Raw genomic sequence first — 26,738 nt, 5'->3', positions numbered from 1 at the left:
CATTCCCCATTCAGGAGACAGAATATGTCGACCGTTGCCGTTACCGACGATACCTTTGATGCCGAGGTCAAGAACTCGGACGTTCCCGTTGTTGTGGATTTCTGGGCCGAGTGGTGCGGGCCCTGTAAACAGATCGGTCCCGCGCTGGAAGAACTGGCCAATGAATACGGCGGCAAGGTGAAGATCGCCAAGGTAGACGTGGACAGCAACCCGAACTCGGCCGCCGCCATGGGCGTGCGCGGCATTCCGGCGCTGTTCATCTTCAAGGACGGTCAGGTTGTGTCGAACCGCGCGGGCGCGGCCCCCAAAGCGGCGCTGCAAAGCTGGATTGACGAGTCGATCTGATCCCGCTTCAGAATCTGGCAAAAAGGGCGCCTCGTTCGGGGCGCCTTTTTTCGTGGGCTTTTGCCCTGTCCCAAAAAGAAAAGCCGCCTGAGGATCAGACGGCCATCTTGCTTTGATCAGTAAGTCGAGCTTAGAACTTGGCGATATCGCCGCGGCTCAGACCAATGTCGTCCAGTTGGGCGTCGGTCAAAAGAGACAACTCTTTGCGGGTTTTCCGCGACAGATGCCATTCGACAACGCTTTCAAAGCGATGGAGGATTGCGTCCACTACGTGCAGAATGGTGACTGCTCCGAGCGGCGCGTGGGTTTTTGCGATTGCGTTAGCCATGTGCGCGTTCCTTCAAACAGAAACAGCCGACCCGTTGTCGGTTGTGAGGACCGTTTAGACCTAAGCCCCGAGTCCCACAAATGCTGACTCGACAGCCCCGGTCTGCGTCTGTTGCATATCTTTTAGGCAGTTTGAGAACGGTTGCGCCGCACACGCCCTCGGCCCATATAGAACGCCAGAGAAAACGGAGGCTTCAATGACAGAGAGCGATTTTCCCGGTTGGCACGGCACAACGATCATTGGCGTCAAGAAAGACGGCAAGGTGGTGATAGCCGGGGACGGGCAGGTCAGCTTGGGCCAGACCGTGATCAAGGGCACCGCCCGCAAGGTCCGCCGCCTTTCTCCGGGCGGGTTCGAGGTGGTCGCCGGGTTCGCCGGATCCACAGCGGATGCCTTCACGCTGCTGGAACGACTGGAAGCCAAGCTTGAAGCGACGCCGGGCCAACTGGCCCGCGCCTCGGTCGAGCTGGCCAAGGACTGGCGCACAGACAAGTATCTGCAAAAGCTTGAGGCGATGCTGATCGTCACCGACGGCAAGGACTTGCTGGTGATCACCGGGGCAGGGGACGTGCTGGAGCCCGAGCATAACGTGGCCGCCATCGGATCGGGTGGCAACTTTGCGTTGGCCGCCGCGCGCGCGATGATGGATAGCGACAAACCAGCCGAAACGGTTGCGCGTGAGGCTATGGCAATTGCCGCCGATATTTGTGTCTATACCAACGGCAACCTGACGGTCGAAACCATCTAAGGCGTTCTGCGTTTAGCCGAGGAAAATACATCGAAATGCGCGTTCGACCGAAGGGAGAGGCAGCGTATTTCGATTCAAATCAAACGCAAACGACATCAAGCTAACAACGCCTTGATTTCTTTACCCTTCCAGCGCCGGTGCATGCCGATCAGGCCGAATATCGCGGCAATGATCACGATGTAGTAGGGCACGCGGATATCGATGCTCATCAGTCCACCGCCGATCAGGGACATGATCCCTCCGGCCAGACAGAAGACAGCCGTGGTCACCCCCATGACCCAACCTTGATCGGCTTCGCTGACGGCGGATGAAAACAGGCCCAGCATTGTGGGATAGGCCACGCCGAACAGAAAATAGAACAGGAACACGGGGACATAGATCAGAATCCCGTTTGGAATGAAGGCAAACGCCACGCCGCAGATCACCATCACGATCAGCGCGGTATAGATGATCTGATGCTTGCTGAACCTTTCTTGCGCGGGTTTCACAAGGAAGGTGCTGGAGAACGCAAGCGCAAAGCCGATGACAACCATCGCGACGCTGCCACCGATAACCCCGTAGCCGAATTTGCTGGTCAGGAAGTTATCGACGAACACATAGAAGGTGACATTGGCGATCATGAACAATGAATAGACCGGCAGGATTTTTAGAACCATCGGATGGCCGCGCACTGCGATCAGACTGTCGGTGATGTCGCGGGGGCGGAAAACAAAGGGTGCCCGCTCGGTCCGTGTATCCTTGAAGAATGTGGCCACCATGAAAATGGCGATCAGGACCAGAACAAAGGCACCGTAGAACGGGGTTTTCAGCGTCGCCGCGCTGCCCAGCAAGGCCGAGTCGGACAGGACTGCCCCGATGATGGGCCCTCCGACCAGACCAAAGCTGACGCCGGTGACGATATAGCCCATGTTCCGATCCCGATCGGCGGCATCAGTACTGCCGTCGATCATCGCCGCCTGCGCGATGGGTTGGTTGCCGGCAGTGAACCCGGTGATCGAGCGCCCGATGATCAGCATCAGCAGGCTGTTCATGTAAAGCGCGGCGATGGTCAGCGCATAGCCCACCAGCGCCCCGCCCAGACAGATCAGCAGGGCATTCTTGCGCCCGATGGAATCCGAGACCTTGGACACGTAGACAACACCCAAAAACCACGACAGGAAGAAACATCCGATCACCAGCCCGTAGTAGAAATGCCGCCGTCCCATCGGGGTGTTTTCAGGCAGGAAGCCCGATTTCGTCTCCATGATCAAAGAGTTGATGATGGGAAAGACCAACCCCTGTCCGATCAGGTCCACAAACACCACAAACAGCAGGGTGATCTTGGCAATTTTCGTCATCTGCGCGCTCCGGACCCTCAACACCTTGAAATCACTGTATCAGAGGGCGCGCCGAACACCTAAGGAAAGCATTTGCAAAGCGGAAAGGGCATTGCTAAGCAACGCCGCCGATGTTGTTTTCGCCTGTGCGGTGACTACGTAAGCCAAACCGCTGATCGAAAGGACTGCCCCCGTGACCGACCTGACCCCGCGCGAGATTGTCTCGGAACTGGATCGTTTTATCATCGGGCAGAAGGATGCCAAGCGCGCCGTCGCTGTGGCGCTGCGCAACCGCTGGCGGCGTAAGCAGCTGGCGGACGATATCCGCGATGAGGTCTATCCAAAGAACATCCTGATGATTGGCCCCACCGGCGTCGGTAAGACCGAGATCAGCCGTCGTCTGGCAAAACTGGCCCGCGCGCCTTTCATCAAGGTCGAGGCCACCAAGTTTACCGAGGTCGGCTATGTCGGCCGCGACGTGGAACAGATTGTGCGCGATCTGGCGGATGCAGCGATCATCCAGACCCGCGAATACATGCGCGAAGATGTGAAGGCCCGCGCCCATCAAGCTGCGGAAGATCGTGTGATCGAAGCCATCGCCGGAACAGACGCCCGCGAGGCCACGCGCGAGATGTTCCGCAAGAAACTGAAAGCCGGGGAACTGGACGACACCGAGATCGAGCTGGAACTTTCGGACACGTCAAACCCGATGCCGATGTTCGACATTCCGGGTCAACCCGGCGGCCAGATGGGGATGATGAATCTGGGCGATATCTTCGGTAAAGCCTTTGGCGGGCGCACCGTCAAGAAACGTATGACCGTCGCCGACAGCTATGACGCGCTGATCGGGGAAGAGGCCGACAAGCTGCTGGATGATGAAACCGTCAACCGCGTGGCCTTGGAGTCGGTCGAACAGAACGGCATCGTCTTTCTGGACGAGATCGACAAGGTCTGCGCCCGCGCCGAAGCACGCGGCGGCGATGTCAGCCGAGAAGGGGTGCAGCGCGACCTGCTGCCGCTGATCGAAGGCACCACCGTTTCCACCAAGCATGGCCCGGTGAAAACCGACCATATCCTGTTCATCGCGTCTGGCGCGTTCCACATCGCCAAACCCTCGGACCTGTTGCCGGAATTGCAGGGGCGTCTGCCGATCCGTGTCGAGTTGCGCGCGCTGACCGAAGAAGATTTCGTGCGCATCCTGACCGAAACCGACAACGCTCTGACCCGCCAATACACCGCCCTGATGGGCACCGAAGAGGTTACCGTCAGCTTTACCGATGACGGCATTGCCGCGCTGGCCAAGATCGCGGCGGATGTGAACCAGAGCGTCGAAAACATCGGCGCGCGGCGGCTGTATACAGTGATGGAGCGCGTGTTCGAAGAACTCTCGTTCACCGCGCCCGATCAGGCCGGGGCTGAAATCACCGTGAATGCACAGTTTGTCGAGGACAATCTGGGTGAACTGACCAAATCCACCGACCTCAGCCGTTACGTTCTGTAACACAGGCAGGCCGGTTTTCGCCGCTGTTGCGACCCTGCGCCGCTGGACGTCGGGTCAGGATTTATTAGCATTGGGCACAGTCTAGCTGAGGGCCGCCTTGTGCTTCGTTACATCCTGATTGCATCCGTCGCGGTGACTCTGACCGCATGTGTTGACCGCACCATTTCGGAAGTCGTGCCTTCAGCGCTGAACGTCGGCACGCCGGAAACCATCTATGCCACGACAACCCGCGCACGCGAGCCCGATGGCTCTTACGGGTTTCGGCGGGCTAACAGGTTGCAGTTTCTTGAGATGACCGTGTCGATCCCGCCAAGCCATACGCCCGGGACACTGGATTTTTCTTATGCCAACCCCAACCCCAACAAGCAGTTCGTCATGGCCGGGGTCGAAGAGTTGCAGGGTCCCGCGGATTTGAAATCCAGACTGCGCGGCGTGGACGAGGTGTCAATTTTTGTCCATGGCTACAACACGACGCAATCGGAAACCGCCTTCCGTGCCGCGCAGTTGCGCCACGACCTTGAAATTCCCGGCGCCACGATGGTCTATTCCTGGCCCAGCCAGGCAACGGGCTATGGCTACGCCTATGATCTGGACAGCATGTTGTTTGCCCGCGACGGGTTAGAGCAGACCATTCGCCAACTGAAATCCATGGGGGTTCGGCGCGTTCTTCTGGTCGCACATTCGATGGGCACCGCTTTGACAATGGAAATGATGCGACAGGCCGAATTGCGCGAACCCGGTTGGTCAAACCGCAATCTTGAGGGCGTTATTCTGATTGCACCCGATCTGGATATCGACCTGTTCCGCTCACAGATGGATACCATCAAAACACCACCGGATCCGTTCATCGTGATGGTTTCGCAGAAAGACAAATTGCTGAACATCTCGGCGCGGTTGCGGGGCACGACAAAGGGCGAGCGGTTGGGCAATATCAGTTCGGCCGAAGCGTTGTCCGAGTATAAGATCAATATCATCGACACGACAGCCTTCAACAGCGATGCAGAATCTTCGCACTTCATCGCTGCGACCTCTCCGGCTTTGCTTGCCATCATTGGATCAGCCCGGCGGGTCAGTAACACTTTCGGAACCGAGCAACGCGGATTTGATGTCATAGCGCCTGCGAGCGTTCGAAATCCAACCGGTGCGACCGAAATCGTTCTGACCGAAACCGGACAGGCGCGGGTGACGTCGCCCTAGCCCCTCAGCGTACACGCCTGAGATAGACGTAATAGGCCCCGTCGCCCCCGTGGCTAATATGAGCCGGGGTGACTTGCAGCACCGCCTGCGCGAGCGGCGGGATCGACAACCAATGCGGCACCTGATTGCGCAGCACACCGCGCGGCGTCGGGATCGGACCCGGTTCGTCACGATCCTTGCCCTTGCCAGTGACCACCAGCACCAGCCGCTTGCCCTGCGCCTGCGCGGTCAGGACAAACCGGATCAGCGCCGGATGAGCCGTAGCCATCCGCATCCCATGCAGGTCCAGCTTGCCCTCGGGCTTCAGCTTGCCGCGCTTCATGCGGCCAAAAGCTTTGGTGTCCATCTGCACGGGCGCGGCGCGCAGCCCTTCGGTCACCGTAGGTTTCAGACTTTGCCGCGCAGGTTTCGGCGGCGCGGTCTGGCCCAGCTCAAACGCATCAATTCGCGGCTTGGGCGTCTTGGTCGGCTTCGGCTTGGGTAGAGTGGTCGGGTGCACGGTCTGCGGCAGTTCGGGGTGCAATCTTTCGGCCTGTTTGGCGACCTTGCGCCACAGCTCGATCTCATCCGAGGTCAGTTTGCGCCGAGTCATCAGAACTCATCCGGCAGCAGGGCATAGGCCCGCTGGATCGGCAGCAGCAGCACCATCCGGCCGGGGTCTTTCAAACGGCCTGCGGCCTGACCGGCGTCATCGCCGGTGCCAAAGAAGATATCGGCCCGCTGCGCGCCCTTGATGGCCGACCCGGTATCCTGTGCGATCATCAAGCGTCGCAAGGGGTTTTTGCCGTCCTTCTCAACCCAGACCGGCGCGCCCAGCGGCGTATAGGCCGGGTCAGCGGCAATACTGCGCATGGCGGTGACCGAACGGTTCATCGCGCCCAACGGTCCAAACTCGGGCGCAACGCGCGTGACTTCGCGGAAGAACACATAAGATGGGTTGTGAAACAGCAGTTCCGCCCCGGCTTCGGGGTTCTTGCGCACCCAAGCGCGGATCATCTGGGCGCTGACTTGATGGGCGCCCAGCGCACCACGTCGGACCAGCTCGGCCCCGATTGAGCGGTAGGGGTGCCCATTCGCGCCACCATAGCCGACCCGCATCGCACTGCCATCGGGCAGGCGTATCCGGCCCGAGCCCTGAATTTGCAGAAAGAACAGCTCAACCGGGTCATCGACCCATGCGATTTCAAGCCCGCGGCCTTGCATGACCTCTCCGGTCAGCAGATCGCGACGGCTGAGCCATTGCCCGGCACCGCGCGCCTCGGGCGGCATGCGATAAAGCGGATAGCGGTATTTGCCCGTGGGCGTTTTGGAGCCGTCCAGTTCGGGCTCGAAATAGCCGGTGAACAGGGCGTCGTCACCGTCTTCCACCAGAACGGGGCGAAAGAATAGTTCAAAAAAGGCCCGCGCCGCCTCAGACTCATAGGTCTTTGCCACACCGCACAACGCCTGCCAATCCGGGTCATTCAGGTCGCCGCAAGTATTCAGAAAAACTGAAAGGGCCGCCCCGTGATCGTCGGCGTCCCAGCCATCAAGGTCATCGAATGACAGGATGGTTCGCGTCGCCTCGGCTCCGGCGGCGCTGGCGGTGGTCATGACAACCCCCAGAACAAGCGACCGAAGCGCGGCAATCATGCGTCCGTGGCAACAAGCAGCCAGTTCGGATCGTCCGAGCCCATCACACGGGCAAAGGTCCAGCTGTCCTTTTGACGTTTCACGGTATTGGGGTTGCCTTCGATGATGTCGCCACCGCGATCGCGCACGACCGAGGTCAGCTCACCCACAAAGCGCATGGTGATCTCGGCCTCATTGGTGTCCTTATCGAACTTCGCATCGGCCAGCGTGGTCTCGCGCACGCCGATAAACTCGGCCTCGATGGTCAATCCCTTGTCTTCGCGATCGGCAACCACGGATACGAAGGTGTCGAAAACCTCTTCGGACAGGAAAGGCTGAATCTCATCCAGATTGCCCTTTTCGAACCCCATCACGATCATCTCATAGGCACCGCGTGCGCCCTGCACGAATTCGCTGACCGAGAAGCTGGGCTCAATCCGTTTCATCGCGGTCAGGGTCTGCGCCTGTTCGCTGTCTTCCGCCACATGGTCGGTGATGTCATGATCCGGCCCGCCTTCAATCACCTCAAAGTCGCGACGCGCACCATTGGTATCAGGCTGCTGCTGAACAGGCGGTTTCTCAAAACCTTCCCGCGTCCCCAGAACGCTTTTCAAACGCAGGATCAGGAAAACGGCAATTCCGGCCAGCACCAGAAGCTGGATCAGGGGTGAGTTCATTTCGTCCTCATTTCAGAACCCGGGCTTTGTATACGCAGCCCTCTGCCACTATGTAGGTGACTGTCGGGGCCAAGTCCACAGCCCGGCAAATGCTAAAGGATACCGCAAATGTACTTGTTCCTGGCTTTTTTATTGGTTCCGATCATCGAGATCGCCCTGTTCATTCAGGTTGGCGGCCTGATCGGCTTGTGGCCAACGCTTGCGATTGTGGTTCTGACAGCGGTGCTGGGCACTGTTCTGGTGCGGACACAAGGCCGCATGGCGCTGGCCAATCTGCAGCGGTCCTTTGCCGAATTGGACGATCCGACTGAACCTTTGGCCCATGGGGCGATGATCCTGCTGTCGGGCGTTTTGTTGCTGACTCCGGGGTTTTTCACCGATGCGGTTGGTTTTGCTCTGCTTGTTCCGGGGATCCGCGTGGCGGTATTCCGCTATCTCAGGTCCAAGGCCACTATCACCCATTTCCAGATGGGCACCGGCGCTCAGTTCCGATCCGGCGCGAACCCGTTTGAACAAGACGATGTGATTGACGGAGAGTTTACCGAGGTGCGACCCCGTCAGGACCCTGCAAAGCCCTCGAAATGGGTGGAAGGCCCCCACCAGCATTGAGCTACCCGGCCCAACTTGTTAAGCAGTGGCGAATTTTAGTTTCGGAGTAGATCGATGGCCGACGAAGACGCCACAGAAAACACCGCGGCTCAGGCCGCCCCGCAAATCCAGATGCGTGTTCTGGGACAGTTCATTCGCGACATGTCCTTTGAAAACGTGATGGCGCAGAAAGGCGTCTCGGGCGATGTGCAGCCCGAGATTTCGGTTCAGGTCAATCTGGACGCCAAAAAACGCCCGGCGGACCACCAGTTTGAGGTTTCCATCAAGCTGAAACTGACCTCGAAGGCGAAAGGCATGGAGGACGTTCTGTTCCTGTGCGAGCTTGACTATTGCGGTCTGTTCCACGTCGAAGGCGTGCCCGAGGATCAGCTGCACCCGTTCCTGATGATCGAATGCCCACGGATGCTGTTCCCGTTCCTGCGCCGCATTGTCAGCGACATCACCCGCGACGGGGGTTATCCGCCGGTCAATCTGGACAACATTGATTTTGTCGCCCTGTATCGCAATGAATTGGCGCGCCGTCAGGCCGCGGCACAGGCGCAGCAGACCGACGCCTAAACATCCTGACCCGCGCCATGGCTTGGGTCAGGCGCGGGTCCACAGGGCGTTATCGCCCAGTTTTTCGACAAATTCCTCATGCGCGGCGCGTTCATCCTCGGTGATCCGGGATGGCAAAGCGGTCGGGCGCGCAGTGGGCCGCCATGCATCGGCCCCACCCGCAGCATTCGAAGTGGCGGTGGACAAGCCGAAATCCGGCTGCCGTCCACCAATCAGTTCCAAATATACCTCAGCCAGAATTTCCGAGTCGAGCAGAGCGCCATGCAGCACACGGTTCGAGTTGTCGATACCGAACCGCCGACAGAGCGCATCCAGCGAGGCGGGCGAGCCTGGAAACCGTTTGCGCGCGATGGCCAGTGTGTCAATGGCCTGATCCATCGGGATCAGCGACGCACCCATCCATTTGAGTTCCGCATTCAGGAACTTCATATCGAACGAGGCGTTGTGGATCACCAGCTTGGCGTCGCCGACAAAGTCCCGAAACCCCTGGCCGACCTTGGCAAAGACAGGCTTGTCCTTCAGCGTCACCTCGCCCTTTTCCGGCGGGCGCGGGTTTTCCAGCAGGTCGGGGCCGATGCCATGCACGCCGAACGCCTCGTCGGGCATCCCGCGTTCGGGGTTTATGTAGACGTGATAAGTCTCGCCCGTGGCCACATGGTTCCACAGCTCGACCGCGCCGATCTCGACAATGCGGTCGCCGGTCTCGGGGTCAAAGCCCGTGGTTTCGGTGTCCAGTACAATCTCACGCATCTGCCATCCCCGCCCGTATCTGCCTGACCACATCCTGCACCTGCGCGCGGGCGTGGTCCAGCGTATCTGTCACGATCACAAAATCCGACCGCGCACATTTCTCGTCATTCGGCATCTGCTTGGCGCGGATCTGTTCGAACTGCGCCTCGGTCATGGTGCCGCGTTCCATCACCCGGCGTTTTTGTTCGTCCGCCGGGATCGAAACACATGCGACAGCATCCATTGCTGCGTCACCTCCGGTTTCGAACAGCAGCGGAATATCAAAAACCAGAATATCGGCATCAGAACTGGCCCGAAAGGACGCCCGATCCGCAGCAACAAGCGGATGCACAATCGCCTCAATCCGTTTCAGTGCCGAGGCGTCCGCAGCAATGATCCGCTTCAGCGCGTCGCGACTGACTGCACCTTCAATTATTGCGTCGGGGAAAGCCTCCTGCATCAGCGCAACCGCTGCGCCGTCAGGCGCATACAGCCGATGCACCGCCGCATCCGCATCCCAGACAGCGCAGCCTTCGACCGCGAACAGCTGCGCCGTGGTGCTTTTGCCCATCCCGATCGAACCGGTCAGACCCAGCGCGAAACTCATGCCAGGACTGCCGCGCGTAGGTGATCATCCACCTCGGGACGAATACCAAACCAGCGCTCAAAACCGGGCACCGCTTGATGCAGCAACATACCGAGGCCATCGACCGTGGTGCATCCGGCCTCTTCCGCCGTTTGCAGCAGCCGGGTTCTTAACGGCGCGTAGACCAGATCGGTGACAACCGCGCCCGGTTGCAGCCCGTCCAAAGGCACGCGCAGTTCCGGCTGGCCCTGCATGCCCAACGAGGTTGTGTTCACCACAAGTTCAGCGTTTTCGATCACGTTCCCGGCCTGCACCCAGTCGACCACTGTGATCCGCTGGCCGAATTCCTCTTTCAAGTGTTCCGCACGGGCGCGGGTCCGGTTGGTCAGCAATATTTCTGGCACGCCGGCTTCGGCCAAAGCCTGCAGCACCGCGCGCGCAGCGCCACCAGCTCCGAACACAACCGCAGGGCCGTCACCCGGAACCCAATCAGGCGCACCGCCGCGCAGGTTTTGCATGAAGCCATAGCCATCGGTGTTGTCCGCATGGATCGATCCATCCTCGCGGAACACCAGCGTGTTCGCTGCGCCAATCACTGATGCCCGGTCCGAGACGTGATCCGCCAACCTCAGCGCGGCCTCTTTATGCGGTACGGTGATATTGGCCCCGACAAAACCCGCCTTTGGCAATGTGCGCAGGACCTGTTCCAGATCCGCCGGTGCCACATCCATCGGAATATAATGCCCGGCCAGCCCATAAGACTTTAGCCAATGCCCATGCAAGGTCGGAGACTTGGAATGCGCAATAGGGTGTCCGATCACCCCGGCCAGAGGAATTCGGGTCTTGGTCATTGATCAATCACACCTTTGATGGCCAGAAAATTCAGCAGCTCAAGCAGAGGCATACCCAAGACGTTAAAATAGTCTCCGTCAATGGTGGCAAACAAACGCACACCTTCTTCCTCAAGCTTATACGCGCCGACCGCGTGGCGAATACTGTCCCAGTTCCGGTCGATATAGTCGCGCAGGTAAGCGTCCGAGCTCATCCGCATGCGCAATCTGACCTGCCCGACATGCCGCCAGATCGGCTCGGACCCCTGATAGATCACCGCCGCCGACAACAGCATATGCCGCTTGCCCCGCATCGCCTTGAGCTGCGCCAGCGCATCCTCGGGGCTTTGCGGTTTCGACAAAAGCTGACCGTTGAAATCCAGCACCTGATCACAGCCCAGCACCATCGCGCCGGGGTTCTTGTCGCTGACCTTGCGCGCCTTCATCTCGGCCAGCGTATCGGCGATATCGCGCGGTGCCGCTCCCTCAGCCAACAGCGCCCTCTTGGCGGTTTCTTCATCCACGCGCGCGGTCTGCACGTCGAAAGGGACCCCGGCGTTGCGCAGCAATTGCGCCCGAATGGACGACCCCGAGGCCAGCAGTATGGGGACAGACATGTGGAAAACCCCCTGTGTAAATCGTTGAGTGTTCCTGAATGGTTTGTATGGTTTTCCGGTTGACACGCAAGCCCGGGATTTTGGCGCAAAACTTCCCCGAGTCGTTCGAACGCCATCCAATCTGGGTAAGGATAACTGGGGCACACAGGATAACTGGAATATCCTGATTTACCCTGAGAGTTATCCCCATACGCGATGACGTTAATAGAACTCAGGTATTTGATAAATATAGATTTATATCTTTCACCAACAGAATCATTGCCGGCCTTTGGAATTCCATCCACCTGGGGAAAACCCATGGGCAAAAAAGTAATCCACGGATTTTACGCTCCCTACAAAACCATCATCCTTTTTCTTTTCTTATTTTTTTATTAGGGAGGGTCCCGAACAACGCTCGGAGCCGGCGATGACCGATCTTCTTTTCACGATATACCCGTGGGTGAAGTCACTGCATATCATGGCCGTGATTTCGTGGATGGCCGGTCTGTTCTATTTGCCCAGACTATTTGTCTATCACGTCGAAAAGGCACAGGCCGTCGACGGCGCAGAACCGATTTTCTTTGAAATGGAAGAAAAGCTGCTGCGCGTTATCATGCGTCCTGCGATGATCGTATCATGGGGTTGTGGCCTGATTATGGTCTTCACACCGGGTATCGTCGGCTGGGACTGGAGTTGGCCCTGGATCAAAGGTGCGGCGGTGATTGCCATGACCTGGTTCCATCATTGGCTGATGGCGCGGCGCAAGGATTTCCTTGAAGGGCGAAATACGCTCACTGGGCGGCAATACCGCATGATGAACGAGGTTCCGACCCTTTTGATGGTTGCCATCGTTCTGGCCGTCGTTGTGAAGTTCTGAGGCGCCATTTGACTCCGCCCGTCGGGACACATATGTAGAGTTCAACACGCCCGTCCGGGCGGCGTATCTTCCGTGCTGAAATTTCAATCCGTGCCGCGAACTCAAGCGGTGAAGGTATCTATCATGACAACTGAATCCCTGAATCTGGCCGATCTGAAAGCCAAAAGCCCCAAAGACCTTCTGGCGATGGCCGAAGAGCTGGAGATCGAAAACGCCTCGACCATGCGGAAGGGCGAGATGATGTTCCAGATCCTGCGCGAACGCGCGGATGAGGGCTGGACCGTCGGCGGCGATGGCGTACTTGAGGTTCTGCAGGACGGCTTCGGTTTCCTGCGCTCGCCTGAGGCGAACTATCTGCCGGGTCCGGATGACATCTATGTCTCGCCCGACATGATCCGCCTGCATTCGCTGCGTACCGGAGACACGGTTGAAGGTGAGATCAAAGCGCCGGATGACAATGAGCGTTATTTTGCGTTGACCAAGGTCACCAAGATCAACTTTGAAGACCCCGAAAAGGCCAAGCATAAAATCCTGTTCGACAATCTGACGCCTCTGTACCCGGATGAACGTCTGAAGATGGAGATCGAGGACCCGACCATCAAGGACAAGTCGGCCCGTGTGATCGACCTGGTCTCGCCCATCGGTAAAGGCCAGCGGTCGCTGATCGTGGCGCCGCCGCGGACCGGTAAAACCGTGATCCTGCAGAACATCGCGCATTCGATCGAACAGAACCACCCCGAATGCTACCTGATCGTCCTGCTGATCGACGAACGCCCGGAAGAGGTGACCGACATGCAGCGTTCGGTGAAGGGTGAGGTTGTGTCCTCGACCTTCGACGAACCGGCAACGCGCCATGTGGCCGTGTCGGAGATGGTGATCGAAAAAGCTAAGCGTTTGGTCGAACACAAACGAGATGTTGTTATTCTTCTCGATTCGATCACAAGACTTGGTAGGGCGTTTAACACCGTTGTCCCATCCTCGGGTAAGGTTCTGACCGGTGGTGTGGATGCGAATGCGCTGCAACGGCCCAAGCGGTTCTTTGGTGCGGCGCGGAACATTGAAGAGGGTGGCTCGCTGACCATCATCGCCACCGCGCTGATCGATACCGGCAGCCGGATGGACGAGGTGATTTTTGAGGAATTCAAAGGCACTGGCAACTCGGAGATTGTTCTGGATCGTAAGATCGCAGACAAGCGCGTGTTCCCGGCCATCGACATCCTCAAGTCCGGCACCCGGAAAGAGGACCTGCTGGTCGACAAGGGCGATCTGGCCAAGACTTTCGTTCTGCGCCGTATCCTCAACCCGATGGGCACGACTGACGCGATCGAGTTCCTGTTGTCCAAGTTGAAACAGACCAAAACCAACGGCGAGTTCTTCGATTCGATGAACACCTGAGGCCGAACCGGCACTGTCGCGGGGGCTATCCATGGATACGATATTCGCCCTGGCCAGCGCCCAGGGCAAAGCGGGCGTCGCGGTCATCCGTCTTTCTGGGCCACAAGCCCACAAGACGGCGAACGCACTGGCAGGGGGTGGCCTTCCGCCGCGTGGGATGCATCTGCGCACGCTCCGCACGCCTGATGGTGCTCGGCTGGATGATGGTCTTGTGCTGAGTTTTCAGGCCCCCGCCAGCTTTACGGGCGAGGATGTGGCCGAGTTGCAAATCCACGGCAGCACCGCCTCGGTCAATGCAGTTTTGCGTTGCCTGTCGGACATGGAAGACCTGCGTCTGGCCGAGCCCGGAGAGTTCACGCGTCGTGCGCTGGAGAATGGCAAGATGGATCTGGCGCAAGTCGAAGGTCTTGCCGATCTGATCGATGCCGAAACCGAAGCACAACGCAAACAGGCGCAGACCATACTGGCTGGGGCGTTGGGAACACTAGCTGAAGGTTGGCGGCGTGATCTGATCCGAGCCGCGTCTTTGCTTGAGGCCGTGATTGATTTCGCGGACGAGGAAGTTCCGACCGATGTTACACCTGAGGTTCGGACCCTGATCACTGGTGTAAAAAACGATCTGACCCGTGAAGCCAGCGGTGTTCAGATCGCTGAACGCATACGGTCCGGCTTTGAGGTGGCGATTGTCGGCCTTCCGAATGCTGGAAAATCTACACTGTTGAATGCGCTTGCTGGTCGCGAGGCGGCGATTACATCCGAATACGCGGGCACCACGCGTGACGTGATAGAAGTGCGGATGGATCTGGCTGGCCTGCCGGTCACTCTGCTGGATACGGCCGGTTTGCGGGAAACCGAGGATCACGTCGAAAACCTTGGCATTGAATTGGCACGTCACCGAGCTGAAACGGCCGACCTGCGTGTATTTCTAACCGATACGCCGAAGGCCTTGGGCATAGCCATGCAAGCCGGTGATATTCATGTTCTGCCGAAATCTGACCTTCGCCAAGAACCGTCGTCTGGAATTTCAGGCAAAACGGGTCAGGGTATTGATCAGTTAATTGACAAGATATCGCGTGAGCTTAGTGGTCGAACTACTAGCCATGGTATTGCAACGCGAGAAAGGCACCGGGTCGCTATGCTGCGGGCAAGTGAGGCACTGACAGCCGCACAGGTGGTTCTGGAATCAGGCCCCGATATGTATGATATAGCGGCAGAAGAGCTGCGCACCGCCATCCGTGCGCTTGAATCTCTGGTAGGCAGAATAGATGTTGAGACCCTTCTGGACGAGATTTTCGCCAGCTTCTGTCTGGGTAAGTAAGGAGTGTTTCACGTGAAACATCCAGATTTTGATGTTGTTGTCATAGGTGCAGGTCACGCAGGCGCCGAAGCCGCCCATGCGGCAGCCCGAATGGGTGTGTCTGTTGCTTTGGTAACGCTGTCCGACAAAGACCTTGGCGTAATGTCCTGCAATCCCGCGATCGGAGGGCTAGGCAAGGGTCACCTTGTCAGAGAGATTGACGCCCTGGATGGAGTGATGGGGCGAGTGGCAGACCAGGCTGGTATCCAGTTTCGTTTGCTGAATCGTCGCAAGGGCCCAGCAGTTCAAGGACCGCGGGCGCAGGCTGATCGGTCCTTGTATCGCGCTGCAATGGTCCGGGAGACGCAGAAGCAACAGAATCTGACAATTGTCACAGGAGAGGTGATTGATTTCCGAATGGATGGAGATCGCATCACCGGTGTTGTCCTGGCGGATGGCTCAGAGATCGCGTCGACAACAACGATCCTGACCTCGGGTACGTTCCTGCGTGGCGTGATTCATATTGGCGATGTCTCCAAACCTGGGGGGCGGATGGGTGACCGACCGTCCGTCAGACTTGCGCAACGTTTGGATGGGTTTTCGCTTCCGATGGCGCGTCTCAAAACCGGTACGCCACCGCGGCTGGATGGACGAACGATCAACTGGGATTGCCTCGAACGGCAAGATGGCGATGAGGAGCCGTCCCTGTTCTCGTTTTTGTCTCGCGCGACGGTCGCGCCTCAAATTGCGTGTGGTATCACGCACACGAACGCTCAAACACATGACATCATTCAACGAAATCTCTCAAAATCGGCTATGTATGGTGGCCGCATAGATGGCGTCGGCCCACGCTATTGCCCATCGATCGAAGACAAAATCGTGAGATTCGCTGACAAGGACTCGCATCAGATATTCCTTGAGCCAGAGGGCATTCAAGACCACACCGTGTATCCCAATGGCATCTCGACATCGCTTCCGCAGGATGTGCAGGTTGACTATGTAAGATCGATCAAAGGTCTTGAGCACGCTGAAATACTGCAACCAGGCTACGCAATAGAATATGACTATGTGGACCCAAGAGCATTGAACGCCTCTTTGTCTCTTCCGGAGGCTCCGGGGCTATATCTTGCGGGTCAAATAAATGGCACCACCGGATATGAAGAGGCCGCCGCGCAGGGTTTGGTCGCTGGCCTGAACGCAGCCAGAGAGGTGCGAGGCTTGCCACCGGTGCAATTTACCCGTTCGGATAGTTATATCGGGGTGATGATTGATGATCTCACAACACGCGGAGTCGCCGAGCCTTATCGCATGTTTACATCTCGTGCCGAGTTCCGCCTTTCTTTACGTGCCGACAACGCGGATCAACGTCTGACACCGCTTGGCATAGAGTTGGGATGCGTAGGAGAACCGCGTCGTGCTGCCTTTTCGAAGAAAGTAGATAAGTTGAATGCGGTGAAATCTAAACTGACCGAGCGGACCTACACACCGAAGGAAATCAAAGCCGCGGGCATACATGTCAATCAAGATGGAAACCGGCGGGATGGAATGGCCGTTTTGGCGTTTCCAGATGTTTCTTTCGAAGATCTATTCAACCTTGAGCCAACGCTGAGTAATACCGATATCGAGACGCGCCGTCAGATTGAGAGGGATGCGTTATACGCAAACTATATTCTGCGACAGCAGCGCGATGTCGAAGCCATGAAGCGGGATGAATCCCATGTAATTCCAAATGGTTTTGACTACTTCGCGCTTGATGGTCTGTCGGCCGAGATGAAGCAGAAGCTTTCTCAGGCGAAACCAGCCAATATTGCTCAGGCGGGGCGCGTAGAAGGGGTCACGCCAGCCGCTTTGACCTTGGTACTGGCCAAGCTCCGGCGCGACATGAAAGTGCGCAAGGCATGAGTCTGGCGCAGAGCGCGGTCCCAGGTGACTTGGATGTTTCACGTGAAACATTGGATCGGTTGCGTAAATATGTTGATCTGGTAGAGCGCTGGAATCCCAGGATCAATCTGGTCTCGAAGAACAGCCTTAAGGATATCTGGATTCGGCACATTCAAGATTCTGTCCAGGTTTTCCGAAGCGCTGACGCAGCGACTCATTGGGTCGATCTGGGAAGCGGAGGGGGCTTCCCCGGCATGGTTTGTGCGATCATGGCGATTGAGGATGCTCCGAATACGCGGTTCACATTGGTCGAGAGTGACCAGCGGAAATCGGCGTTTTTGCGCAATGTGGCACGTGAATGCGAAGCCAATTGCAAGGTCATTTCAAAGCGAATCGAAAGTGTGGAACCGTTGTCTGCCGACGTGCTCTCCGCTCGGGCGCTCGCGGACCTGCGCAGCCTCTTGTCCTTTTGTGATCGACATTTAAGCCCCCGTGGCACTGCTCTGTTGCCAAAGGGCGCAAGCTGGAAAAAAGAACTGGAAGATGCGCGCAAGGAATGGAGTTTCGACGCCACGCCGATTACAAGTTTAACCGAACCTCAAGCTGTTATCCTGAAGATCAAAGGAGTCACTCGTGATTGATCTGTCTCGCCCGGACGGCCCCCGGATTATCGCGGTCGCCAACCAAAAGGGCGGGGTGGGAAAGACAACGACGGCGATTAACCTTGCTGCAGGACTGGCAGAGGCAGGTTGTAAGGTCCTTGTCGTGGATCTAGATCCGCAAGGGAATGCGTCGACAGGTTTGGGTGTCGAGGATCGAGACTGGACCACATATGATCTTATTCTGGACGACGCACCCCTAGAGGCCGTGGTGCAGGAGACCGAGATTGACAATCTTTACGTGGTCCCGGCGACCGTCGACCTTAGCTCAGCGGATATTGAGCTGATTTCGAACGAAAAACGCAGCTACCTGCTGCATGATGCGCTGCGCCAGACTGCGATTGATGCTTTTGATCTGGATTTCGTGCTGATCGACTGCCCGCCATCGCTGAACTTGCTGACCGTTAACGCTATGGTTGCGGCGCATTCGGTGCTTGTGCCGTTGCAAAGCGAATTCTTTGCCCTTGAAGGTCTGTCGCAGCTTATGCTGACTATTCGAGAGGTTCGTCAGACCGCGAATCCGGACCTCAGAATCGAAGGTGTTGTGTTGACCATGTATGACAACCGCAACAACTTGTCCCGTCAGGTTGAAAAGGATGCGCGTGACAATTTGGGCGAGATGGTATTTAAAACCAAGATACCCCGGAATGTAAGGGTGAGCGAAGCGCCATCATATGCGCTGCCTGTGCTGCAATATGATTCCGGGTCTCTCGGTGCCATGGCTTATCGGCATCTGGCCCGAGAGATCATGCACAAGAACAACAAGGTCGCTGCCTAAACGACCGCGAGGAGGGCAACTATGAGCGTCAAGAAAAGCAAATCCCGAGGGCTGGGCCGTGGTTTGTCGGCCTTGATGGCCGATGTGACCCCCGAAGCGGATGGCCGGATCGCAGCCGAGCCGCGCCGCCCGGACCTGAAGGTTCCGATTGAAAAGCTGCAGGCAAACCCGGATCAGCCGCGCCGACGATTTGCGCAAGAGCAGTTGGATGAGCTTGCGGCGTCGGTCAAGGAAAAGGGAATCATTCAGCCTTTGATCGTCCGCAGTATCGCGGGTGGGCAGTATGAAATCGTCGCGGGCGAACGTCGCTGGCGTGCGGCCCAAATGGCGCAACTACATGAAATTCCAGTGATTGTTCGTGAATTCGATGATACCGAAGTGCTTGAGGTTGCGATCATCGAGAATATTCAGCGCGCAGATCTGAATGCGGTGGAAGAGGCGGCCGGGTTCAAACAACTGATGGATCGTTTTGGCCATACGCAGGAAAAACTGGCCGAGGCTTTGGGTAAAAGCCGCAGCCACATTGCCAACCTGCTGCGTCTGCTGTCGTTGCCGATGGATGTACAGACGCTGGTGATCGAAGGCAAACTGTCAGCGGGTCATGCCCGCGCGTTGATCACCGCTGAAAACCCCTCGGACCTGGCAAAACAGGTGGTGCGATCCGGGCTGTCGGTGCGTGCGACCGAGGCGTTGGTCAAGAAACAGCAGGCAGGCCCGGACGCGCCCGCCCCGCGGTCCAGAAACCTGAATGCTGGGAAGGACGCCGACACCCGTGCGCTTGAAAAGGACCTTTCGGCCATTCTGGCGATGAAGGTAACGATCAACCACAAGGCCGGTTCTGAGACGGGGCAGGTTGTGCTGACTTATGAGAATCTGGATCAGCTTGACGATCTTTGCGCCAAGCTCAGCCGTTAGGGCGGGTCCAGATAAAGGTCAATACGCCGCCCAGGGTTATGGCCTGGATGATCAGCACGTAGACGGGCACCGAGATCACAACAGACAGGCCAAACACGGCGGCGATCGATAGGGTGGCCGCCCTTTTTGCAGCGGGACGAATTGCGCCCGAGCTTTGCCAATCCATGATCAGGGGCCCGAAGGTTCGGTGCCCAAGCAACCAATCATGCAGCCGCGAAGATGAGCGGGCAAAGAAGAACGCGGCGAGCAGTAGAAACGGGACAGTCGGCAGCAGCGGCAGGGCGATGCCGATCATCGCAAGTGCAACGCAGAGCAAACCCAGACCGGCCCAGAGATACTGCATCATCTACTCCAACAGATCCCGGATCACGGCGTTCAGCACCGCACGTCCGTCAGGGGTTGCGCGGAGCCGGTTTTCATCAACCGCAATCATCCCCAGATCGGCCAGCGCAGCAAGGCGATCTTCAGGCAGTACACAGCCTGCCAGTTTCTGATACCTGTCAATATCTAGTCCTTCCGATAGCCGGAGACACATCATAAGGTATTCAAAAGCCTGATCTTGCGGGCTGAGCTCGGTCCGCATGCTCTCACCCCGTCCGGCCCCGGCGGCTGACAGCCATTTGGCCGGTGACAGAAAGGTCTCGGTTGCGAATTTGCGTTCGTTCAGGGTGATCCGCCCATGCGCGCCGGGGCCAATACCGACATAGTCGCCGTAGCGCCAATAGATCAGATTATGCTGCGATTCCGTGCCGGGGCGGGCGTGGTTCGAGACCTCATAGGCGGGCAGGCCATGTGCTTCGCAGATCTCTTGCGTGGCCAGATACATATCGGCGGCGTGATCGTCTTCGGGCAGGCCGCGCAGTTTGCCCACCGCATAGCGGTCGCCAAAGGCGGTGCCCTCTTCGATGGTCAGTTGGTAGAGCGACAGGTGATCGACAGCCATCGACAGCGCTTCGGTTAGCTCAGCCCGCCAATCCTTTAGCGTCTGGTGCTGGCGGGCATAGATCAGATCAAAGCTGACGCGATCGAAGCAGGTCCGCGCGATGTCAAAGGCGGCGCGGGCTTCGGCGACGGTGTGGATACGGCCCAATCGGCGCAGGTCATCATCGTTCAGCGCCTGCATGCCCATGGAAATCCGGTTCACGCCGGCGTCGCGATAGGCTGCGAAGCGCCCGGCCTCGACCGAACCAGGATTGGCCTCGAGCGTGATTTCCATGTCATTGGCCGGGCGCCAGAGGGCGCGGGCTTCGTCGATAATAGCGGCGACGGTGTCTGGGTCCATCAGGGATGGCGTGCCACCGCCGAAAAAGATCGTGTTCAGCACCCGGTCAGGTGTTTCGGTCGCAGAGCGGCGCAGCTCACTCAGATACGCTTCAAGCCATTGTTTTTGATTAATATTACGGGAAACATGGCTGTTGAAATCGCAATAGGGGCACTTGGCCTCGCAAAAGGGCCAATGCACATACAGGCCAAAGCCTCCGTTGCGCCAATCATCCGCCAAAGCAGCCTTTCACGAACATCTCCACCGCGCGGCCGCGATGGCTGATCTTGTTCTTTTCCCAGCGGTCCATCTCGGCAAAGGTAATGTCGTGGCCATCGGGGACAAACATTGGGTCATAGCCGAAACCATCGTTGCCACGGATCGGCCATGTCAGATGACCCGGGGCCACACCCTCGAACACTTCGTCATGGCCGTCGGGCCAGGCCAGAACCAGCGTGCAACGGAATTGCGCGGTGCGGGGATGGGGGGCGTCTTTGGCCTCCAATTCGGTATGTGCGCGGGTCATCGCCATCAGGAAATCACGGCCATTGCCGGTTTCGGCCCAGTCGGCGGTATAGACGCCGGGTGCGCCGTCCAGCGCGTCGATGGTGATCCCGGAATCGTCCGACAGGGCAGGCAGGCCGGTCGCCTTGGCTGCAGCATGGGCCTTGATCCGGGCATTGCCGACAAAGGTATCCTCGGTTTCCTCAGGCTCGGGCAGGTTCATCTCATCTGCGCCAACGACGGTCACGCCGAAGGGTTCCAGCAGGTGCGCGACCTCTTCCAGTTTGCCCTTGTTGTGGGTGGCGACCAGCAGCCGGTCGCCCTCAAACTTGCGGGTCATGCGGTGGCCGCTTTCTGTGCGGCGGCCAGTTCGCTAACGCCTTTCTCAGCCAGGTCCATCAGTTGATCCATCTGCGCACGGCTGAAGACCGAGCCTTCGGCGCTCATCTGTACTTCGATCAGCTTGCCCGAGCCGGTCATGATGAAGTTGCCATCAACACCGGCCTCGCTGTCTTCTGGGTAGTCGAGGTCCAGCACGGGCTGACCCGCGTAGACGCCGCAAGACACAGCCGCCACCGGATCAACCAGCGGATCGCTGATTACATCACCGGCTTTCATAAGTTTGTTCACCGCCAGACGCAGCGCGACCCAACCACCGGTGATCGACGCGCAGCGGGTGCCGCCGTCGGCCTGAATGACATCGCAATCGACGGTGATCTGACGCTCGCCCAAGGCAACCCGATCCACGCCCGCGCGCAGGGCACGACCGATCAGGCGTTGGATCTCCACGGTACGACCACCTTGTTTGCCGCTGGCAGCCTCGCGCCGCATCCGCGTGTTGGTTGCGCGGGGCAGCATGCCGTATTCGGCAGTGACCCAACCCAAGCCCGAACCCTTGATGAAGGGCGGCACGCGGTCTTCGATCGTGGCGGTACACAGCACATGGGTGTCGCCCATCTTGATCAGGCAGGACCCTTCGGCATGTTTGGTGAAGCCTGTCTCGATGGAAACAGCGCGCATTTCGTCTAGATTACGTCCTGAGGGTCGCATGGGCATTCCTTTATCTGTTGGGTTTGGGATACCGCCCTGCAGCGTTACGATGCAACCCCGATTGACCTTTCATTTGCCTGCGATTTAATGACAATCCAGCAGGAGGCCGCTGATGAGTGAAGCGAGCAAAATTCTGAATGAGATGAACGACCGGTCGCGCGAGGTGTTCCGGCTGATCGTTGAAAGCTATCTTGAAAGCGGTGAGCCCGTCGGCAGCCGCACATTGACACGCACGCTGTCGGAAAAAGTCAGTGCAGCCACGGTGCGCAATGTGATGCAGGATCTGGAATTTCTGGGTCTTCTGGACAGTCCGCATGTCAGCGCCGGACGGATTCCGACCCAGCAGGGACTGCGGATGTTCGTGGACGGATTGCTGGAGGTTGGCGATCTGGGCGCAGCTGATCGGCAGAAGCTTGATGAAACATTAGGCTCTAACGCGGGCGATGTTGGTGGAATGCTGGACCGTGTGGGGTCGGCCTTGTCGCATGTGACGCAAGGGGCGTCGCTGGTTTTGACGCCCAAACATGAAGCCGAGATCAAGCATATCGAGTTTGTCTCGTTGGGCCATGACCGGGCTTTGGTGGTTTTGGTGTTTTCGGACGGGCACGTGGAAAACCGGCTGTTCACACCCCCGCCCGGACAGACCCCCAGTTCGATGCGGGAGGCTGCGAATTTTCTGAACGCGTTGATCGAGGGGCAGACGCTGAGCGAGGTACGGCGTCAGATGTTGTCGCAGATTGATGCGCGAAAACAGGAAATCGACAATCTGGCCCGCGAGATGGTGGAAAGCGGAATCGCAGCCTGGGAGGGCAGTGGTAGCGACTCGGAGCGCTTGATCGTGCGCGGGCGGGCGAATCTGCTGGGCGATCCGGGTCAGGCCGAAGAGCTGGACCGAATCCGGACGCTGTTTGATGATCTGGAACGTAAACGTGATATCGCGGAGTTTCTGGAATTGACCGAGGATGGCGAGGGTGTGCGCATTTTTATCGGCTCTGAGAACAAACTTTTCTCACTTTCGGGTTCCTCTTTGGTGGTGTCTCCATATATGAACGCTGATCGAAAGATAATCGGTGCGGTCGGGGTCATTGGACCGACGCGTTTGAACTATGGACGGATCGTACCGATCGTGGATTATACGGCGCAACTGGTCGGCAAGCTGATTTCCGACCGGAGCTAGAGGGTAAGAGATGGCAGAGCCCAAGAACGAAGATTTTCTGGACGACATCATGTCCGCCGAGGCGGAAGAATTTGCCGAAGATTTTGCTGAGATCAGCGAAGAGGCGCTTGAAGTCGATCAACTGCGCGCTGAGCGTGATGATTACAAAGACAAATTCATGCGCGCGCTGGCGGATGCCGAGAACGCACGTAAGCGCGGTGACAAGGCGCGTCGGGATGCGGAACAATATGGCGGGTCGAAGCTGGCGCGCGACATGCTGCCGGTTTACGACAACATGAAACGCGCGCTTGAGGCCGCAACCGATGAGCAGAAAGAGGTTGCTGCTGGTCTGCTGGAAGGTGTCGAGTTGACCATGCGGGCGCTGAAAGATGTGTTCCAAAAGCACGGCATCGAGGTGATTACGCCCGAAGTTGGTGATCGGTTCGATCCGAATGTGCATGAGGCGATGTTTGAGGCACCGGTGCCGGGGACACGCGCAGGGGATATTATTCAGGTCTCTGCGGAAGGGTTCATGCTGCACGACCGGTTGCTGCGTCCGGCGCAGGTTGGGGTGTCGTCCACGCCTGCGAGTTGATTGGCCTCTGCGAGGCCAAGCCTTCGGCGAGAGTATTTTTGAAAAGATGAAGAGGCGGTCAGGGTTTGGCCGCCTCTTTCAGTTTGTAGATCAGGTCGAGCGCTTCGCGGGGGCTGAGTTCGTCGGGGAGGATGTCGTTCAACATATCCGTGACGGGCGAGGCTTTGGGCGTGGGTGGAGGTGGTGGCGCGGCTGAGAACAGGGGCAAGTCGTCGATCAGAGCTTTTTGCTTGCCGCCTTCGCGCTCGGTTTTTTCCAGTTGTTCAAGGACGGTGCGGGCGCGGTCGACCACCGCTGTGGGTAGGCCGGCAAGTTGCGCGACCTGAACGCCGTAGGATCGGTCGGCGGCACCTTTGTGGACTTCGTGCAGGAAAATGACCTCACCTTCCCATTCTTTGACGGCGACAGTGGCGTTGTCGACGCCTTCGAGTTTTCCGGCCAAGGCGGTGAGCTCGTGGTAGTGCGTGGCGAACAGCGCACGGCATTGGTTGGCTGCGTGCAGGTGCTCCAGCGTGGCCCAGGCGATGGAGAGACCGTCATAGGTTGCGGTGCCGCGGCCGATTTCATCCAGGATCACCAGCGCGCGGTCGTCCGCTTGGTTGAGGATAGCGGCGGTTTCGACCATTTCGACCATGAAGGTTGAGCGGCCTCTGGCCAGATCGTCAGAGGCTCCGACTCGGCTGAAGAGCTGGCTTACAAGGCCGATATTCGCTTGTTCGGCAGGGACGTAGCTGCCCATTTGCGCCAGCAGAGCAATCAACGCATTTTGGCGCAGGAAGGTGGATTTACCAGCCATGTTGGGACCGGTCAGCAGCCAGATGGCGGCTCCGTCTTCGGCGCTCAGGTCGCAATCATTGGCGATGAACGCGTCGCCGCTTTGTTGGCGCAGGGCGTGTTCGACCACGGGATGACGACCCGCTTGGATGTCGAAGGCGCGGGAGGTGTTGACTTGAGGGCGGCACCAGTTTTCGCCGCGTGCCAGATCGGCCAATGCAGTGGTCAGATCCAGTTCGGCCAGCCCTCGGGCGGCCTGGTTCAAACGGGCGGCTTGGGTCAGTATTTCGCCAGAAAGTCTTTGATAGAGTCTTTTTTCAATGTCCAGAGCCAGATTTCCCGCGTTTAGAATGCGGGTTTCGATCTCGGACAATTCGACGGTGGTGAACCGCACTTGGTTGGCGGTGGTCTGGCGGTGGATATAGGTTTCCGAGAATGGCGGGTTCAGCATCTTCTCGGCATGCGTCGCCGTGGTTTCGATGAAATACCCCAGCACGTTGTTGTGCTTGATTTTCAACGAGGTGATCCCGGTGTGCTCTGCGTATTTCTGCTGGAACCCGGCGATGACAGATCGGCCTTCGTCACGCAGGGTGCGGGCTTCGTCCAGTTCGGCGTCGAAGCCGGGCGCGATGAATCCTCCGTCGCGTGCTAGCAGAGGTGGTTCCGCCACAAGCGCTTCGTCTAGCAGGGTCAGTAGGTCATCAAAGCCGACAAGGTTCTTAACTGCGGTTGCCAGCAATCCCGGCAAGTCATGAGTGTCGCACAACTCGGCAATGATTGAAGCTTGCGCCAGCCCGTTGCGGATGGCGGCCAGATCGCGGGGGCCGCCGCGTTCCAGAGACAGGCGCGACAGGGCGCGGTCCAGATCAGGGGTTTTGCGCAGCGCTTCGCGCAGGTCCGAGGCGATCAGGCTGTCCTCAACCGCGAAGCTGACCGCGTCCAGCCGAGCGTGGATCACGTCCAGATTGCGCGATGGGCTGGACAGACGTTGTTCCAGCAAGCGCGCGCCGCCGGGCGTGACCGTGCGGTCGACCACGGACAGCAATGATCCGGCACGTCCACCCGATAGGGAACGGGTCAATTCCAGATTGCGGCGCGTGGCGGCGTCGATCTGCACCACGCGGTCTTCGGTTTCCTTCGTCGGGGTTTGCAGCAGGGGCAATTTGCCCTTTTGCGTGATCTCCAGATAGTCGATCAGCGCGCCCATCGCTGAAACCTCGGCGCGGGTGAACGCGCCGAAGGCGTCCAGTGCGCCCACGTTGAATAGCGCGCAGATACGTTTTTCCGCTGCGGTGCTGTCGAAACTGGCGCGAGCTATTGGGGTCAGTGAGATACCCAGATCGCGCGCCGGTTCTTGCAGGTCCTGCTCAGACCCATCGGCCACGATCAGTTCGGACGGGGCCAGTCGCGCGAGTTCCGGGCTGAGCCGGGCGCCAGTCAGTCGCATGACGTGAAACGCACCCGTCGAGATATCGGCCCAGGCCAGTGCGGCCTCGTCCCGAACTGCCGAGTAGGTGGCCAGAAAGTTGTGACGGCGGGCTTCCAACAACGCGTCTTCGGTGAGCGTGCCGGGCGTCACCAGGCGGACGACATCTCGCCGAACCACTGATTTAGAGCCTCTTTTCTTCGCCTCAGCCGGGCTTTCCATCTGTTCACACACGGCCACGCGGAACCCTTTGCGGATCAGGGTCAGAAGATAGCCTTCGGCGGCGTGAACCGGCACGCCGCACATGGGAATGTCCGAGCCATTGTGCTTGCCACGCTTGGTCAGGGCGATGTCCAGCGCCTCAGCGGCATTCACCGCATCCTCAAAAAACATCTCATAGAAATCGCCCATACGATAGAACAGCAGGGCGTCGGCATGGGCCTCTTTGATTTCGAGATATTGCGCCATCATTGGCGTGACTGTGGACAAGGCTGTTCCCTTCTGGCGTGCTCCGGGCGACCTTACAAACCCGGCTCGTG

At 58.4% G+C, this 26,738-nt stretch carries 29 protein-coding genes; 15 read left to right on the top strand and 14 right to left on the bottom strand.

Translation table 11 applies throughout. The features are described from left to right. Positions 1–24: 24 nt before the first annotated feature. Positions 25–345, top strand: coding sequence for a thioredoxin (trxA, locus tag ACR3EN_RS05730; RefSeq protein ID WP_170410773.1), 321 nt, complete (start codon positions 25–27; stop codon positions 343–345). A 130-nt stretch (positions 346–475) separates the two neighbouring features. Here the strand turns inward: trxA and ACR3EN_RS05725 are convergent, their stop codons facing one another. After that, complete coding sequence (locus tag ACR3EN_RS05725) at positions 476–673, bottom strand: DUF1127 domain-containing protein (protein ID WP_480823780.1); 198 nt, start codon at positions 671–673, stop codon at positions 476–478. A gap of 196 nt (positions 674–869) precedes the next feature. Here ACR3EN_RS05725 and hslV point away from each other — a divergent pair, with 196 nt between their 5' ends. Further along, positions 870–1,421, top strand: coding sequence for an ATP-dependent protease subunit HslV (gene hslV / locus ACR3EN_RS05720; RefSeq protein ID WP_480823782.1), 552 nt, complete (start codon positions 870–872; stop codon positions 1,419–1,421). A 95-nt stretch (positions 1,422–1,516) separates the two neighbouring features. On the opposite strand, the gene ACR3EN_RS05715 is transcribed toward hslV, so the two are convergent. After that, positions 1,517–2,758, bottom strand: a complete 1,242-nt coding sequence (locus tag ACR3EN_RS05715) for an MFS transporter (RefSeq protein ID WP_480823784.1) — start codon at positions 2,756–2,758, stop codon at positions 1,517–1,519. 172 nt (positions 2,759–2,930) lie between these two features. Between ACR3EN_RS05715 and hslU the strand changes: the two genes are divergently transcribed. Beyond that, positions 2,931–4,238: an ATP-dependent protease ATPase subunit HslU gene (gene hslU, locus ACR3EN_RS05710; protein WP_480519718.1), complete on the top strand. Its 1,308-nt coding sequence runs from the start codon at positions 2,931–2,933 to the stop codon at positions 4,236–4,238. Positions 4,239–4,337: 99 nt separating this feature from the next. Continuing rightward, complete coding sequence (locus ACR3EN_RS05705; RefSeq protein ID WP_480870890.1) at positions 4,338–5,435, top strand: alpha/beta hydrolase; 1,098 nt, start codon at positions 4,338–4,340, stop codon at positions 5,433–5,435. 4 nt (positions 5,436–5,439) lie between these two features. Here ACR3EN_RS05705 and ACR3EN_RS05700 read toward each other — a convergent pair whose 3' ends face one another. Genes ACR3EN_RS05700 through ACR3EN_RS05690 form a run of 3 tightly spaced genes read right to left on the bottom strand, consistent with a single transcriptional unit; the run spans position 5,440 to position 7,723 of the window. After that, entirely contained in the window at positions 5,440–6,027 is a 588-nt protein-coding gene (locus ACR3EN_RS05700) for a Smr/MutS family protein (RefSeq protein ID WP_480870892.1), read from the bottom strand. Further along, positions 6,027–7,067, bottom strand: a complete 1,041-nt coding sequence (mltA, locus tag ACR3EN_RS05695) for a murein transglycosylase A (RefSeq protein WP_480823791.1) — start codon at positions 7,065–7,067, stop codon at positions 6,027–6,029. The genes ACR3EN_RS05700 and mltA overlap by 1 nt, the downstream gene beginning before the upstream one ends. Continuing rightward, positions 7,064–7,723: a Tim44/TimA family putative adaptor protein gene (locus ACR3EN_RS05690; RefSeq protein WP_480823793.1), complete on the bottom strand. Its 660-nt coding sequence runs from the start codon at positions 7,721–7,723 to the stop codon at positions 7,064–7,066. The genes mltA and ACR3EN_RS05690 overlap by 4 nt, the downstream gene beginning before the upstream one ends. A gap of 108 nt (positions 7,724–7,831) precedes the next feature. On the opposite strand from ACR3EN_RS05690, the gene ACR3EN_RS05685 reads away from it, so the two are divergent. After that, a complete protein-coding gene (locus ACR3EN_RS05685; protein WP_480859018.1) occupies positions 7,832–8,332 on the top strand; it encodes an FxsA family protein in 501 nt (166 codons plus the stop codon). Between the two features lie 54 nt (positions 8,333–8,386). Next, positions 8,387–8,890 (top strand): protein-export chaperone SecB, encoded by a 504-nt coding sequence (gene secB, locus ACR3EN_RS05680; protein WP_480823797.1) that lies wholly within the window; start codon positions 8,387–8,389, stop codon positions 8,888–8,890. Between the two features lie 27 nt (positions 8,891–8,917). Here the strand turns inward: secB and dnaQ are convergent, their stop codons facing one another. Genes dnaQ through ACR3EN_RS05660 form a run of 4 tightly spaced genes read right to left on the bottom strand, consistent with a single transcriptional unit; the run spans position 8,918 to position 11,652 of the window. Continuing rightward, positions 8,918–9,640, bottom strand: a complete 723-nt coding sequence (dnaQ, locus tag ACR3EN_RS05675; RefSeq protein WP_480823799.1) for a DNA polymerase III subunit epsilon — start codon at positions 9,638–9,640, stop codon at positions 8,918–8,920. Then, complete coding sequence (gene coaE / locus ACR3EN_RS05670; protein WP_480823801.1) at positions 9,633–10,226, bottom strand: dephospho-CoA kinase; 594 nt, start codon at positions 10,224–10,226, stop codon at positions 9,633–9,635. Before coaE ends, dnaQ begins: the two co-directional genes overlap by 8 nt. After that, positions 10,223–11,056, bottom strand: coding sequence for a shikimate dehydrogenase (locus ACR3EN_RS05665; protein ID WP_480823803.1), 834 nt, complete (start codon positions 11,054–11,056; stop codon positions 10,223–10,225). Before ACR3EN_RS05665 ends, coaE begins: the two co-directional genes overlap by 4 nt. Next, on the bottom strand, positions 11,053–11,652 hold the full coding sequence (locus ACR3EN_RS05660; RefSeq protein WP_480823805.1) for a Maf family protein: 600 nt from the start codon (positions 11,650–11,652) through the stop codon (positions 11,053–11,055). The genes ACR3EN_RS05665 and ACR3EN_RS05660 overlap by 4 nt, the downstream gene beginning before the upstream one ends. Before the next feature lie 406 nt (positions 11,653–12,058). Here ACR3EN_RS05660 and ACR3EN_RS05655 point away from each other — a divergent pair, with 406 nt between their 5' ends. The 7 genes from ACR3EN_RS05655 to ACR3EN_RS05625 all read left to right on the top strand — a co-directional run bounded on the left by ACR3EN_RS05655 (position 12,059) and on the right by ACR3EN_RS05625 (position 19,433). After that, positions 12,059–12,508 (top strand): CopD family protein, encoded by a 450-nt coding sequence (locus ACR3EN_RS05655; RefSeq protein ID WP_480823807.1) that lies wholly within the window; start codon positions 12,059–12,061, stop codon positions 12,506–12,508. Positions 12,509–12,631: 123 nt separating this feature from the next. Continuing rightward, on the top strand, positions 12,632–13,903 hold the full coding sequence (gene rho / locus ACR3EN_RS05650; protein ID WP_170656900.1) for a transcription termination factor Rho: 1,272 nt from the start codon (positions 12,632–12,634) through the stop codon (positions 13,901–13,903). 31 nt (positions 13,904–13,934) lie between these two features. Then, positions 13,935–15,221 carry a tRNA uridine-5-carboxymethylaminomethyl(34) synthesis GTPase MnmE gene (gene mnmE / locus ACR3EN_RS05645; RefSeq protein ID WP_480823810.1) on the top strand — a complete coding sequence of 429 codons (1,287 nt, stop codon included), beginning with the start codon at positions 13,935–13,937 and terminating at the stop codon, positions 15,219–15,221. Positions 15,222–15,233: 12 nt separating this feature from the next. Beyond that, positions 15,234–17,102 carry a tRNA uridine-5-carboxymethylaminomethyl(34) synthesis enzyme MnmG gene (gene mnmG, locus ACR3EN_RS05640; RefSeq protein ID WP_480823812.1) on the top strand — a complete coding sequence of 623 codons (1,869 nt, stop codon included), beginning with the start codon at positions 15,234–15,236 and terminating at the stop codon, positions 17,100–17,102. Continuing rightward, positions 17,099–17,722 carry a 16S rRNA (guanine(527)-N(7))-methyltransferase RsmG gene (gene rsmG / locus ACR3EN_RS05635; RefSeq protein WP_480823814.1) on the top strand — a complete coding sequence of 208 codons (624 nt, stop codon included), beginning with the start codon at positions 17,099–17,101 and terminating at the stop codon, positions 17,720–17,722. The genes mnmG and rsmG overlap by 4 nt, the downstream gene beginning before the upstream one ends. Beyond that, the gene (locus ACR3EN_RS05630) at positions 17,715–18,518 is read left to right on the top strand and encodes a ParA family protein (protein ID WP_480823816.1); all 804 of its coding nucleotides are present in this window, start codon (positions 17,715–17,717) and stop codon (positions 18,516–18,518) included. Before rsmG ends, ACR3EN_RS05630 begins: the two co-directional genes overlap by 8 nt. A gap of 21 nt (positions 18,519–18,539) precedes the next feature. Next, a complete protein-coding gene (locus ACR3EN_RS05625) occupies positions 18,540–19,433 on the top strand; it encodes a ParB/RepB/Spo0J family partition protein (RefSeq protein ID WP_480823818.1) in 894 nt (297 codons plus the stop codon). On the opposite strand, the gene ACR3EN_RS05620 is transcribed toward ACR3EN_RS05625, so the two are convergent. Genes ACR3EN_RS05620 through rph form a run of 4 tightly spaced genes read right to left on the bottom strand, consistent with a single transcriptional unit; the run spans position 19,423 to position 22,248 of the window. Further along, positions 19,423–19,776 (bottom strand): YbaN family protein, encoded by a 354-nt coding sequence (locus tag ACR3EN_RS05620; protein WP_480823820.1) that lies wholly within the window; start codon positions 19,774–19,776, stop codon positions 19,423–19,425. The genes ACR3EN_RS05625 and ACR3EN_RS05620 overlap by 11 nt on opposite strands. A gap of 3 nt (positions 19,777–19,779) precedes the next feature. Continuing rightward, entirely contained in the window at positions 19,780–20,934 is a 1,155-nt protein-coding gene (hemW, locus tag ACR3EN_RS05615) for a radical SAM family heme chaperone HemW (RefSeq protein ID WP_480823822.1), read from the bottom strand. Continuing rightward, positions 20,924–21,538, bottom strand: a complete 615-nt coding sequence (rdgB, locus tag ACR3EN_RS05610; RefSeq protein ID WP_480823824.1) for an RdgB/HAM1 family non-canonical purine NTP pyrophosphatase — start codon at positions 21,536–21,538, stop codon at positions 20,924–20,926. Before rdgB ends, hemW begins: the two co-directional genes overlap by 11 nt. Beyond that, entirely contained in the window at positions 21,535–22,248 is a 714-nt protein-coding gene (rph, locus tag ACR3EN_RS05605) for a ribonuclease PH (protein ID WP_480824129.1), read from the bottom strand. The genes rdgB and rph overlap by 4 nt, the downstream gene beginning before the upstream one ends. A 112-nt stretch (positions 22,249–22,360) precedes the next feature. Between rph and hrcA the strand changes: the two genes are divergently transcribed. Together hrcA and ACR3EN_RS05595 are read left to right on the top strand one after the other, a co-directional pair. Next, the gene (gene hrcA, locus ACR3EN_RS05600; protein WP_480823826.1) at positions 22,361–23,425 is read left to right on the top strand and encodes a heat-inducible transcriptional repressor HrcA; all 1,065 of its coding nucleotides are present in this window, start codon (positions 22,361–22,363) and stop codon (positions 23,423–23,425) included. Positions 23,426–23,435: 10 nt separating this feature from the next. Further along, complete coding sequence (locus ACR3EN_RS05595; RefSeq protein ID WP_480823828.1) at positions 23,436–23,999, top strand: nucleotide exchange factor GrpE; 564 nt, start codon at positions 23,436–23,438, stop codon at positions 23,997–23,999. 58 nt (positions 24,000–24,057) lie between these two features. Here the strand turns inward: ACR3EN_RS05595 and mutS are convergent, their stop codons facing one another. After that, positions 24,058–26,670, bottom strand: coding sequence for a DNA mismatch repair protein MutS (gene mutS, locus ACR3EN_RS05590; RefSeq protein ID WP_480870921.1), 2,613 nt, complete (start codon positions 26,668–26,670; stop codon positions 24,058–24,060). Between the last annotated feature and the right edge of the window lie 68 nt (positions 26,671–26,738).

The organism is Ruegeria sp. G7, assembly GCF_056535465.1.
Note: the sequence above shows the minus strand (reverse complement) of the source record. Positions and strands in the feature narration are given on the sequence as shown.

Excerpts from the sequence above, each read along its gene's own strand:
- trxA (WP_170410773.1), top strand. The coding sequence starts at position 25 with ATGTCGACCGTTGCCGTTACCGACGATACCTTTGATGCCGAGGTCAAG.
- ACR3EN_RS05725 (WP_480823780.1), bottom strand. The coding sequence starts at position 673 with ATGGCTAACGCAATCGCAAAAACCCACGCGCCGCTCGGAGCAGTCACC.
- hslV (WP_480823782.1), top strand. The coding sequence starts at position 870 with ATGACAGAGAGCGATTTTCCCGGTTGGCACGGCACAACGATCATTGGC.
- ACR3EN_RS05715 (WP_480823784.1), bottom strand. The coding sequence starts at position 2,758 with ATGACGAAAATTGCCAAGATCACCCTGCTGTTTGTGGTGTTTGTGGAC.
- ACR3EN_RS05700 (WP_480870892.1), bottom strand. The coding sequence starts at position 6,027 with ATGACTCGGCGCAAACTGACCTCGGATGAGATCGAGCTGTGGCGCAAG.
- mltA (WP_480823791.1), bottom strand. The coding sequence starts at position 7,067 with ATGATTGCCGCGCTTCGGTCGCTTGTTCTGGGGGTTGTCATGACCACC.
- ACR3EN_RS05690 (WP_480823793.1), bottom strand. The coding sequence starts at position 7,723 with ATGAACTCACCCCTGATCCAGCTTCTGGTGCTGGCCGGAATTGCCGTT.
- ACR3EN_RS05685 (WP_480859018.1), top strand. The coding sequence starts at position 7,832 with ATGTACTTGTTCCTGGCTTTTTTATTGGTTCCGATCATCGAGATCGCC.
- secB (WP_480823797.1), top strand. The coding sequence starts at position 8,387 with ATGGCCGACGAAGACGCCACAGAAAACACCGCGGCTCAGGCCGCCCCG.
- dnaQ (WP_480823799.1), bottom strand. The coding sequence starts at position 9,640 with ATGCGTGAGATTGTACTGGACACCGAAACCACGGGCTTTGACCCCGAG.
- coaE (WP_480823801.1), bottom strand. The coding sequence starts at position 10,226 with ATGAGTTTCGCGCTGGGTCTGACCGGTTCGATCGGGATGGGCAAAAGC.
- ACR3EN_RS05665 (WP_480823803.1), bottom strand. The coding sequence starts at position 11,056 with ATGACCAAGACCCGAATTCCTCTGGCCGGGGTGATCGGACACCCTATT.
- ACR3EN_RS05660 (WP_480823805.1), bottom strand. The coding sequence starts at position 11,652 with ATGTCTGTCCCCATACTGCTGGCCTCGGGGTCGTCCATTCGGGCGCAA.
- ACR3EN_RS05655 (WP_480823807.1), top strand. The coding sequence starts at position 12,059 with ATGACCGATCTTCTTTTCACGATATACCCGTGGGTGAAGTCACTGCAT.
- rho (WP_170656900.1), top strand. The coding sequence starts at position 12,632 with ATGACAACTGAATCCCTGAATCTGGCCGATCTGAAAGCCAAAAGCCCC.
- mnmE (WP_480823810.1), top strand. The coding sequence starts at position 13,935 with ATGGATACGATATTCGCCCTGGCCAGCGCCCAGGGCAAAGCGGGCGTC.
- rsmG (WP_480823814.1), top strand. The coding sequence starts at position 17,099 with ATGAGTCTGGCGCAGAGCGCGGTCCCAGGTGACTTGGATGTTTCACGT.
- ACR3EN_RS05625 (WP_480823818.1), top strand. The coding sequence starts at position 18,540 with ATGAGCGTCAAGAAAAGCAAATCCCGAGGGCTGGGCCGTGGTTTGTCG.
- ACR3EN_RS05620 (WP_480823820.1), bottom strand. The coding sequence starts at position 19,776 with ATGCAGTATCTCTGGGCCGGTCTGGGTTTGCTCTGCGTTGCACTTGCG.
- rdgB (WP_480823824.1), bottom strand. The coding sequence starts at position 21,538 with ATGACCCGCAAGTTTGAGGGCGACCGGCTGCTGGTCGCCACCCACAAC.
- rph (WP_480824129.1), bottom strand. The coding sequence starts at position 22,248 with ATGCGACCCTCAGGACGTAATCTAGACGAAATGCGCGCTGTTTCCATC.
- hrcA (WP_480823826.1), top strand. The coding sequence starts at position 22,361 with ATGAGTGAAGCGAGCAAAATTCTGAATGAGATGAACGACCGGTCGCGC.
- ACR3EN_RS05595 (WP_480823828.1), top strand. The coding sequence starts at position 23,436 with ATGGCAGAGCCCAAGAACGAAGATTTTCTGGACGACATCATGTCCGCC.
- mutS (WP_480870921.1), bottom strand. The coding sequence starts at position 26,670 with ATGATGGCGCAATATCTCGAAATCAAAGAGGCCCATGCCGACGCCCTG.